This window comes from Cyanobium sp. BA5m-21 (genome assembly GCF_024346235.1).
Taxonomy (GTDB): Bacteria; Cyanobacteriota; Cyanobacteriia; order PCC-6307; family Cyanobiaceae; genus Cyanobium_A; species Cyanobium_A usitatum.
The window spans coordinates 1-7502 of sequence record NZ_JAGQCO010000073.1; the positions used below are offsets into that span (position 1 = coordinate 1).

The following is a 7502-nucleotide window of genomic DNA, read 5'->3' on the forward strand; positions in this document are numbered from 1 at the left end:
AAGCCCTGCTGTAGCTGGGGGATGGCTCCTTCCAGTAGCTCATTGCCCTTGGCCTTGGCCAGGGTGTCGATCAGCGAGGTGCGCAGCCCATCGATCTTGCCCAGGGCCTTGTTGGTCCACGACCGCTCTCGCAGGCACTCCATCGCCGCCTTGACGGCCTTGCACTCCACGGAGAGATCCGTGAGCTGGGCGATGCCACCGCCGCGCAGCCAGTTGGCTAAACCGCTGGCAGAGCGGAGTTGCAGCCTCGCGGCCGGTGGGCTGAGGCTGATACACACTTCCTCGGTGCCCAATGTCTTGCCGTTGGCGGTGAGCGTGCAGCAGATCACCTCAACCCGCAGGGCCTGCAGGTCGCCGGCCAACTTGAGCGAGTGGATCACGCCAAAGCTCTCCTTGACCTGACAGGGGGCCTGGTGGACGCGCCGATCCGCATCGTCCACCAAGGCCTGGAGTTGCCGGTGGTTCTGCAGCAGCAGGGCATAGACCACGGCAACGATGGCCAGGATCAAGAGCCCCGCGATCAGAAAGACCTGCCAGTAGGCGAGCACAAAGCCCAGGGCCGCCAGGCCCAGCAAGGTGCCGCAGCCGGTGGCGCATCCGTTGTTCTGCTGGGCCATCGACAAGCAACGTTGCGTTGGCGTTTCCGCCACTGCCCACAGCATCAGTCCGGCGCCTTGCCAGCGCCACTACTAGAGGAGCCAACTATGCGGAACTCGCATGAATAGCTGGTTTGGCGTTGCCCTACGACCCTCCCGTGGCTTTTGCTGGGGTCCCTTACCCAGCCGCCATGAATCCGCCAGAGGGTTTGGATGATCTCCCGGCGAGCTCTGACTCGGCCCTGGTGGCTGCTGCGCCGGAGTGCAAGGGAATCCGTGCCACCGGCGATTTTCCTCGCGATCTCAGTGGCCTTTCTCCGGAGCAGATCGCGCACACCTACAGCGCGATGCGCAACAGCCATGCCTCGCTGGCTCGCGCCCGCGGCCAGCTGCAGCGCCGCTCGCGCGAGCTGCGTGAGGCCCGTGATCGCTTCCTGGCCACCCTCCATGGTTACGAGGGGCGATTGGTAGCCATCGGTAAGGAAAAAGCCGAGGCGCTTTCCATGGCGCAGGAGCTGCATCGGGAGCTTGAGCTCTTTGAAGGCAAGCAAGAGGCCTTGGATCGTTTGCTTAGCGACCTTGATGAGGCCAAGGAGCAGGCAGGCTTCTGGAGCATCCTGCGCATCACCGAACTGATCGCCAAGATGCGCGCGCTGCTGCGCGGAGGAGCCTCCAGCAATGGCTGAACTGAGCGAGCGCTTTGCCGAGCTGATGGCCCGGCTGTCCAAAAGCGACGCCGAGCTGTTCCGCACTCTGGGCGAACAGAACGCCAGCGTGCGCCAGATGGTGGAGGAGCTGACTGGCCCTGCGGCCGCTGCGGCTGGCATGAACCAGCCACTCACGCCCGCGCTCGCACCCCAGGCCCTGCTTGCCCCAGAGGCGTGCTCTCTTGCGGCCCTGAAAGAGCGGTTCCGGCGGGTGGCCGATGCCCAGACCTGGGCAGAACAGCGCCTGGGCCCTGCCCCCAAGAAGCCCACCTGGGCTGAGCTGGAGCAGACCTTTCGCACCGGCTCCTGGCCTGGGAAGACTGGCAAGCGTGGTGCCAGTGGAGCGGGGCTCCAGGCCGCGCAACTCGAGCAGCGGCTACTGCAGCGGATGGACCTGATGGAGCAGCGCTGCTTGCAGCGGGTTGAGGGCCTTGAGCAGCTGATCCGGTCGCTACTGGTGCGTGGATGACGGTGGGAGTTTCTTTCCGAATGGAGCAGCTGGGCCGCTTTCTGCTGAGGGGCCTGCGCATCGGTGCCAGCACGATTTCGATCATCGAGCTGCTGCGCAATGACTGGACCGGCGGCATTAGTGCTGGCGTGGCCTGGCTGGTGTTTCTGCAGGTGGAGCGGCGTCTGCCGCCCCTCAGCCCAGAGACCGAGGACTGATTCGCAGCTCGGCATAGCCGGTGGCCGGATCCAGCTCCCGACTGAATCGCCACTCCGGCAGCAGGCCAAGCACCAGCTCGGCGGTGGTGCGTACAAGGGAACCGGTGCAGAGATGTCCGCCGATCACGGCGCCGCTGCTGTCAGCGATGGCGATGTGGAGGTGGGCGCCATCGGCCGAAAGGGTGCCGGAGAGACTGAGGATCTCCAGCTCGCCATGAATGGTTGTGGCCGCCGCCGCTCCCGCGAAGCGCAGCTGGACCACCGAGAGGCTGCCGATAGCGCTGATCACACAGCCGGCCTGCTCCTCCTGCTCGCCCATCCAGGTTTCCAGCGCCTGACGGAGATCGTCTTCAGGCTGCAGCCGCAACGGCACCACCTTCATGGGTTAGGCCCCTCCACTAGCCCCTGGAACATCACCAGGGCATCGACGTAGCCCGACTGCCTGTGGCGAAACGCTCCCGGCAGGGTGCCAACGACCTGAAAGCCGTTGCGCTGCCAGCAGCGGATGCCTGCGGTGTTGGTGCTCACCACCAGGTTGAACTGCATCGCCCGGAATCCAAGCCGCCGGGCCGCCTGCAGCGAGTGCTGGCAGAGACGACTGCCGATTCCATTGCCCCGGCAGCGCTCAGCCACCACGTAGCCGGCATTAGCTACATGGGCACCAAGGCAGAGGGAGTTGGGCCTGAGGTAATAGGTGCCCACCACGGCCCCGTCACCATCCACGGCGATCATCACCGCCTGGTTCTGCTCCACCCAGGCCAGCTGGGCTTCTGCCTCGCTGATGGCGGGGTCGTGGGGAAAGGTTTCACCGGCGCGGAACACCGGCTCCAGCAGCGCCCACACCGCTGGCCAGTCGGCCTGCTCGTAGGGGCGGATCTGCAGGGGGGATGCCACTTGGGGCCAAATTGAAGAAGGTGCCGCCGCATCCTGGCGTCAGCTGTTAAGCCCCCTTCCTGAACTCCCATTGCCGCCGGAGAAGACCGGTGTCGATCACCTGATTTGTAACGAGCAAACGACCACGCAGCTGCGGCCGACCCACTTGAGGCGGCAACACGGCTGAGCAGGCAAATGTCCGGGGCAAAAGCTCCGGGCTTTGTTGTGTTTCAAGTCTGCTCGGTGAGCACGTGCTGCATCACCTCCAGCAATCCATCGGCCAGAGGGCGATGGCTGCCCAGACGCCTGCTCCAGATAGAACCTGCCAGCAGGTCCTCTGCGCTCACCAGGGCCATGTCCTGGCCTTCCAGAAGCTGCAACTGCTCCAGCGGAACCGACAGCTCAGCTCGGAACACATGGGCCGTGCGGCGGTGGATGTGATGAACCATCACCAGCTCCACCACCGTGGGTTGCCAGCTGATCTCCTCCAGCAGCTCCCGCCGCAGCGCCTGCTCCGGGGTTTCGCCCGGATCGAGGTGCCCGCCAAACAGTCCCCAGCAGCCAGGCGCGACGATCGTGGGGATCTCGTCGCGCAGCTGCATTAGCCAGCGGCCATTCCGATGCAGCATCGCCAGGGCTACTTCAACGGCCATGGTGCGTCCTCAATCCGCAGCAGTCCGGCGCCGCTGCTTGGCGTAGATCGCTGCACCGCCGGCCGCTAACACCAGGCCACCGCTGATGGCCAGGAACACCAGCGTCTGCAGAAGCAACAGAAAGATTCCGATGGCCGACCCGGCCACGATCTGTACCCTCGCCTTGATCAGCAGGGTGAGCAGCAGCAGCACAGTGGCCTTGAGGCTCAGCACCTTGGCCGTGCTGAACGGCAAGAAGGGGTTTAGGAGCACAGGTTGATCACGAGTCTCCCCCTGCTGGCTGGCGGGACCGGAAGAGGTGGCGCCACTTAGTCCCGCAGCGGCTTCTGCGGGATCCACTGCGGCGGACACGCCTGCCAACCCTCCTGTCGCTTCTGGCCCCAGAGCTTGATCGCCTCATCTCGCATCAGCTCCCTGCGGTGCTTAAGCAGCGGTGGTTCACCGCTGGGCATCACCTCTCCAAAAGTCACCTCCAACACCTGACTCCAGCGGTCGTAGCGGCAGGGCTGGAAATGGAGCACTTGGCGGCCATCGCTAAGCCAGCCCTCCTGTGGAGACAGCGGTGGGCGGTTGCGATCGCCGATGCGCATGGCCTACTCAGGCCACTTCCGGCGCCCAGCCTCTCTGGCGCACCAGGTCATCTGTCCAGCACTGACAGCGGCTGGTCAGGTGCTCGCCATGGGCAATCAGACCCTGGTGCAGCTGACAGGTGAGCACCGGGATGCAGTTCACCCCGGCGTGATGCCGAAACCAGTGGCAGGTCATGCAGACCTTGCTGATCCGGGTCTTGAGCAGCACCGCCTCATCGAGGTAGGGCCACTCCTCGATCGGGAGATCAAGCCGGGCATTCAGTGCTGCGGGTCGGGGGAGAGGGGCACCCATGAATAGCTCCGAACTCGTACACGTGTACTAGCACGATTGACGGGCTTTGGTGCCGTCCCATTGCGCCCTCGATACGGTGCGCTCAGCGGATAAGGGCCGACGTTGCGCGAGCTCGTTTTGGCCATCGGCATCCCCTTGGTCCTGCTGCTGCTGGCGGTGCTGGCAATGGAGCAGTGGCGTGATCAGCTGCCGGCCTGGCTGCAGCGGTTGGCCGAGCGTCCGTCTTGGCTCTGGAACATCGGCATCGGGCTGATCATTGGCCTGTCGCTGCTGCGCTGGTTGTTGCAGCGCTGAGGCTGGATCTGGCTAGGTTCAAGGAATAACGAGGAACCGGCGGTGTCGTACAGGATCCGTTTACTGGAGACAGACGAGGGTTGGTCGGTGAGTTGCCTGGATCTGCCTGGCTGCCACTCCCAGGGCGAGACCCGGGAAGAAGCTCTTACCAGCATCCGTGAGGCCATTGGCCTTTGGCTTGAGGTGGAGGCAGAAGAAGCCGGTATCAAGCAGGTGGAGACGCTTGAGCTGGCGATCTGAATACCTCGCTTGCCCGGCATCAGCCAAAAGGATGCGGTTCGTGTGTTCCAGAAGTTGGGCTACCGCATTGTGCGGGAGTCCGGCCACTTGATTTTGAGCAATGGAGAACGCCGGCTGGTGATCCCGCGTCATGACCCGATCAACGCCATCACCATGGGGGCCATTGCCCGTGATGCCGGCTTAACTCCCCAGCAATTCCGCGACCTCCTCTGAAGGTAGGCAGACCTATCGCGACCAGGAGAGTGAACCGGCATCAAGCAACCGCTTGGTGTAGTTCTGTAGGGCGCACCTATCGGTGCGACACAAGAAACGCCTCAATCCATTCGTGATGGCGGCGCTGGCTGATCCGATCGGCCTTTGGTGATGAGGCCCTTCAGTGAACGGTGGCTGTGCCCAGGTTTGATTCAGTGCGGTGCTCCAGTCGCTCAGCGAGCCACACTTTGATGATCGACTGCCGTGTCACGCCAAGACGGGTGGCCTCACGATCGAGCTGCTCGACCATCCAGAGGGGGAAATCCACATTGACGCGCTTCTGCTGCAGGCGGGGCCGAGTAGCGGCGTCGAGATCGAGTGCGCCGAGCACGGCGTCACCAGCGTCGAAGCGACGATCGAATTCAGAACTGTTCATAGAGCTGGACCTCTTCCAGGCGGGAGCGACGGACAGAAATGAGGCGGATGGCCTGGCTGCGATGGGTGATCACAGCTGACCAGTGCTTGCCATGGATCTGAGCAATGACGAGAAACCGCGGCTCATCTGTGGTGCGGGCTGGGATTTCCAGCAGGTCGGGATCGTTCCACAGAGCCTGGGCATCGACGAAGTCGATGCCGTGCTTCGCCTGGTTGGCCTTGCTCTTGAGCGGGTCGAACTCAAAGTCCATAGAGTTCAAAATCTATACCTTTTTGGCGCAGAAGACGTGCGTCGCTTCTGCTGCTTCCAATTCAGGTGGCCAGCTGCTGGTGCTGCTCTGCTGAGCGCACCTATCGGTGCTGATTTGCAGAGCGCACCTATCGGTGCGACACCAGAAACGTCTCGATCCAGTCATGGTGCCGCCGCTGGCAGATCCGATCGGCGATAGAAGCAGCCTCCTGCGGCACCTGGAACCGCTTGCGGAAGGCCTTGGTGAACCCCTCCAGAGCAGGGCGTGGAAGGCCCCGAACGGTGGCGAGGATCTGCTGGATTGTGCCTGGATCGAGCGGGTCAAGGCTTGGATCAGGTTCCTGCTGTGCAGGTGATTGGGGCTGCTGCTGGGGAGCAGCTTCTACGGGCCTTGTTCTGGGGGAGCCGATTGGGGCCGCAGTGGCTGAACTGGTGACCTCCCTCTGCTGCTTGTCGTAGAGCGCCAGACCAAACGGATTGCCAAAGGTCATCAGCGCTCTTTTCATCGCATCGGTCTCGGCCTCCTTGATGGCGGACTCATGGGCCTGGCCCAGGTCGGCGTCGATGCCGTGGCCGGCACCGGTGCCCTCGCGGATCAGGGGTGTATGGCCTCCGGCTGTGACGGTGATGCGGACGCGGGCGGTGTAGGTGACGCCCCAGCCGGGTTTCTGATCTCTGCCGATGGTTCGTTCGGCCTGTGCAACGCAGCGAACGGCGATGGTTTGGCGCTGCCAGCCGTCAAAGCCAAAGATGCGGTTGGCTTCCGCGATTACCTGCCAACCCTCCAAATAGCTCACGCGGCTGCGGCCCTGCTCCCGCTGACGAACTTTGGCCCGATCAAGCGGAGCGGCCAGGGCGGCGAGCTGCTCGGGGGAGAAGCCAAGGGGTTGAGCCTGGAGGACTTGCGGCGCCGCGGCTGATGGCGGGTTTGCTGACGTCTCCATATCGGACCGGTCAGCAGAGCGGATCACCTCCAGAGCGGAGGGCGGCCGCTGGGCCGGAAGAGGAGCGGCGGGACGACTGCTGGTGCTGGACCCATTGGCGGAAGGGGCGGCGACGGTCATGGCGATGGGAAGCGATGGAGCGAGAAGAAGAAAGGAGCGAAATCGGATCAGGAAGAAAGGGCCCGCCACTGCAGCGGGCCATGTCGCGGGGGGCTCTGCCCCCCTCCAGTCAGTGGATGCGCCAGGAGCGGCGGGTGAGCAGCTGAGCGCCGGTGATTTGACGGCCGGCTTTGAGGGCTTCCTTGATGGCGTTCTTGTCGGGTTTGCTTGTGGTGGAGAAGGTGAGCCACTCGGCATCGAGGGCCTGCTCTTCGTCGATCACGACAGCTGAGGACTTGCGGCTGCTGAGCTCGTGATCGGGGAAGGAGAAGCGGGCAGCGGCTGGCTGGAGCTGGGTGAGGACAAAGATCAGCGATTCCTCCAACGCATCAGCCCGGCCGGCATCACTACGTGCCAGATCGGCGAGCCGCTTGGCCTGCTGCTGGCGGTAGGCGGCCTGACCGCGTAGATGCTCGATCACCCAGCAGGTGGCATCGGCCTTGGCGGCGAGGGCCTGCTTATTGCCCTCTTCTGCAAGTAGGGGTAGCGCCCCTCTGAGTGGTGTAACTCAGGAGGTCCTGTGACCCTCTCCGGAGGGTGAACAGTGGCAGGCAGGGGATGACTGCCTGGAAGCTGATTGCGCAGCTCCGTTTATCCCTTATGAACCCTGA

Annotated in this window: 16 protein-coding genes and 1 pseudogene; 6 read left to right on the top strand and 11 right to left on the bottom strand. The window is 63.7% G+C overall.

Features of this window, described 5'->3' with window-relative positions:
• Positions 1-617, bottom strand: a 617-nt coding sequence (locus tag KBY72_RS13485) for a hypothetical protein (RefSeq protein ID WP_254993796.1), incomplete at its 3' end; no start/stop codon positions are given.
• A gap of 170 nt (positions 618-787) precedes the next feature.
• On the opposite strand from KBY72_RS13485, the gene KBY72_RS13490 reads away from it, so the two are divergent.
• Genes KBY72_RS13490 through KBY72_RS13500 form a run of 3 tightly spaced genes read left to right on the top strand, consistent with a single transcriptional unit; the run spans position 788 to position 1969 of the window.
• Entirely contained in the window at positions 788-1282 is a 495-nt protein-coding gene (locus KBY72_RS13490; RefSeq protein WP_254961994.1) for a hypothetical protein, read from the top strand.
• Positions 1275-1772, top strand: a complete 498-nt coding sequence (locus KBY72_RS13495) for a hypothetical protein (RefSeq protein ID WP_254961993.1) — start codon at positions 1275-1277, stop codon at positions 1770-1772. The genes KBY72_RS13490 and KBY72_RS13495 overlap by 8 nt, the downstream gene beginning before the upstream one ends.
• 20 nt (positions 1773-1792) lie before the next feature.
• Positions 1793-1969, top strand: coding sequence for a hypothetical protein (locus tag KBY72_RS13500; RefSeq protein ID WP_254961992.1), 177 nt, complete (start codon positions 1793-1795; stop codon positions 1967-1969).
• Here KBY72_RS13500 and KBY72_RS13505 read toward each other — a convergent pair.
• From KBY72_RS13505 to KBY72_RS13530, 6 genes are all read right to left on the bottom strand, one after another.
• Positions 1947-2351, bottom strand: a complete 405-nt coding sequence (locus tag KBY72_RS13505) for a PPC domain-containing DNA-binding protein (RefSeq protein ID WP_254961991.1) — start codon at positions 2349-2351, stop codon at positions 1947-1949. The genes KBY72_RS13500 and KBY72_RS13505 overlap by 23 nt on opposite strands.
• Positions 2348-2863: a GNAT family N-acetyltransferase gene (locus KBY72_RS13510; protein WP_254961990.1), complete on the bottom strand. Its 516-nt coding sequence runs from the start codon at positions 2861-2863 to the stop codon at positions 2348-2350. The genes KBY72_RS13505 and KBY72_RS13510 overlap by 4 nt, the downstream gene beginning before the upstream one ends.
• 209 nt (positions 2864-3072) lie before the next feature.
• A complete protein-coding gene (locus tag KBY72_RS13515; protein WP_254961989.1) occupies positions 3073-3495 on the bottom strand; it encodes an NUDIX hydrolase in 423 nt (140 codons plus the stop codon).
• Between the two features lie 9 nt (positions 3496-3504).
• Positions 3505-3846, bottom strand: coding sequence for a hypothetical protein (locus KBY72_RS13520; RefSeq protein ID WP_254961988.1), 342 nt, complete (start codon positions 3844-3846; stop codon positions 3505-3507).
• The gene (locus tag KBY72_RS13525) at positions 3804-4085 is read right to left on the bottom strand and encodes a DUF1651 domain-containing protein (protein ID WP_254961987.1); all 282 of its coding nucleotides are present in this window, start codon (positions 4083-4085) and stop codon (positions 3804-3806) included. Before KBY72_RS13525 ends, KBY72_RS13520 begins: the two co-directional genes overlap by 43 nt.
• 7 nt (positions 4086-4092) lie before the next feature.
• Positions 4093-4377: a galactose oxidase gene (locus tag KBY72_RS13530; RefSeq protein WP_254961986.1), complete on the bottom strand. Its 285-nt coding sequence runs from the start codon at positions 4375-4377 to the stop codon at positions 4093-4095.
• Positions 4378-4479: 102 nt separating this feature from the next.
• Between KBY72_RS13530 and KBY72_RS13535 the strand changes: the two genes are divergently transcribed.
• Genes KBY72_RS13535 through KBY72_RS13545 form a run of 3 tightly spaced genes read left to right on the top strand, consistent with a single transcriptional unit; the run spans position 4480 to position 5124 of the window.
• Positions 4480-4671 carry a hypothetical protein gene (locus KBY72_RS13535; RefSeq protein ID WP_254961985.1) on the top strand — a complete coding sequence of 64 codons (192 nt, stop codon included), beginning with the start codon at positions 4480-4482 and terminating at the stop codon, positions 4669-4671.
• Positions 4672-4713: 42 nt separating this feature from the next.
• Positions 4714-4911: a type II toxin-antitoxin system HicB family antitoxin gene (locus tag KBY72_RS13540; protein WP_254961984.1), complete on the top strand. Its 198-nt coding sequence runs from the start codon at positions 4714-4716 to the stop codon at positions 4909-4911.
• Between the two features lie 9 nt (positions 4912-4920).
• Entirely contained in the window at positions 4921-5124 is a 204-nt protein-coding gene (locus KBY72_RS13545) for a type II toxin-antitoxin system HicA family toxin (protein ID WP_254961983.1), read from the top strand.
• A gap of 160 nt (positions 5125-5284) precedes the next feature.
• Here KBY72_RS13545 and brnA read toward each other — a convergent pair whose 3' ends face one another.
• The 4 genes and pseudogenes from brnA to KBY72_RS13565 all read right to left on the bottom strand — a co-directional run.
• Positions 5285-5539 carry a type II toxin-antitoxin system BrnA family antitoxin gene (gene brnA, locus KBY72_RS13550; protein ID WP_254961982.1) on the bottom strand — a complete coding sequence of 85 codons (255 nt, stop codon included), beginning with the start codon at positions 5537-5539 and terminating at the stop codon, positions 5285-5287.
• Positions 5526-5789 (bottom strand): BrnT family toxin, encoded by a 264-nt coding sequence (locus tag KBY72_RS13555; protein ID WP_254961981.1) that lies wholly within the window; start codon positions 5787-5789, stop codon positions 5526-5528. The genes brnA and KBY72_RS13555 overlap by 14 nt, the downstream gene beginning before the upstream one ends.
• A gap of 127 nt (positions 5790-5916) precedes the next feature.
• Entirely contained in the window at positions 5917-6852 is a 936-nt protein-coding gene (locus tag KBY72_RS13560; protein WP_254993797.1) for an RAD52 family DNA repair protein, read from the bottom strand.
• Positions 6853-6961: 109 nt separating this feature from the next.
• Positions 6962-7336 (bottom strand): annotated as a pseudogene (locus KBY72_RS13565) (siphovirus Gp157 family protein); the annotation flags it as partial.
• Between the last annotated feature and the right edge of the window lie 166 nt (positions 7337-7502).

Excerpts from the sequence above, each read along its gene's own strand:
- KBY72_RS13490 (WP_254961994.1), top strand. The coding sequence starts at position 788 with ATGAATCCGCCAGAGGGTTTGGATGATCTCCCGGCGAGCTCTGACTCG.
- KBY72_RS13515 (WP_254961989.1), bottom strand. The coding sequence starts at position 3,495 with ATGGCCGTTGAAGTAGCCCTGGCGATGCTGCATCGGAATGGCCGCTGG.
- KBY72_RS13500 (WP_254961992.1), top strand. The coding sequence starts at position 1,793 with ATGGAGCAGCTGGGCCGCTTTCTGCTGAGGGGCCTGCGCATCGGTGCC.
- KBY72_RS13555 (WP_254961981.1), bottom strand. The coding sequence starts at position 5,789 with ATGGACTTTGAGTTCGACCCGCTCAAGAGCAAGGCCAACCAGGCGAAG.
- KBY72_RS13505 (WP_254961991.1), bottom strand. The coding sequence starts at position 2,351 with ATGAAGGTGGTGCCGTTGCGGCTGCAGCCTGAAGACGATCTCCGTCAG.
- KBY72_RS13560 (WP_254993797.1), bottom strand. The coding sequence starts at position 6,852 with ATGACCGTCGCCGCCCCTTCCGCCAATGGGTCCAGCACCAGCAGTCGT.
- KBY72_RS13495 (WP_254961993.1), top strand. The coding sequence starts at position 1,275 with ATGGCTGAACTGAGCGAGCGCTTTGCCGAGCTGATGGCCCGGCTGTCC.
- KBY72_RS13530 (WP_254961986.1), bottom strand. The coding sequence starts at position 4,377 with ATGGGTGCCCCTCTCCCCCGACCCGCAGCACTGAATGCCCGGCTTGAT.
- brnA (WP_254961982.1), bottom strand. The coding sequence starts at position 5,539 with ATGAACAGTTCTGAATTCGATCGTCGCTTCGACGCTGGTGACGCCGTG.
- KBY72_RS13525 (WP_254961987.1), bottom strand. The coding sequence starts at position 4,085 with ATGCGCATCGGCGATCGCAACCGCCCACCGCTGTCTCCACAGGAGGGC.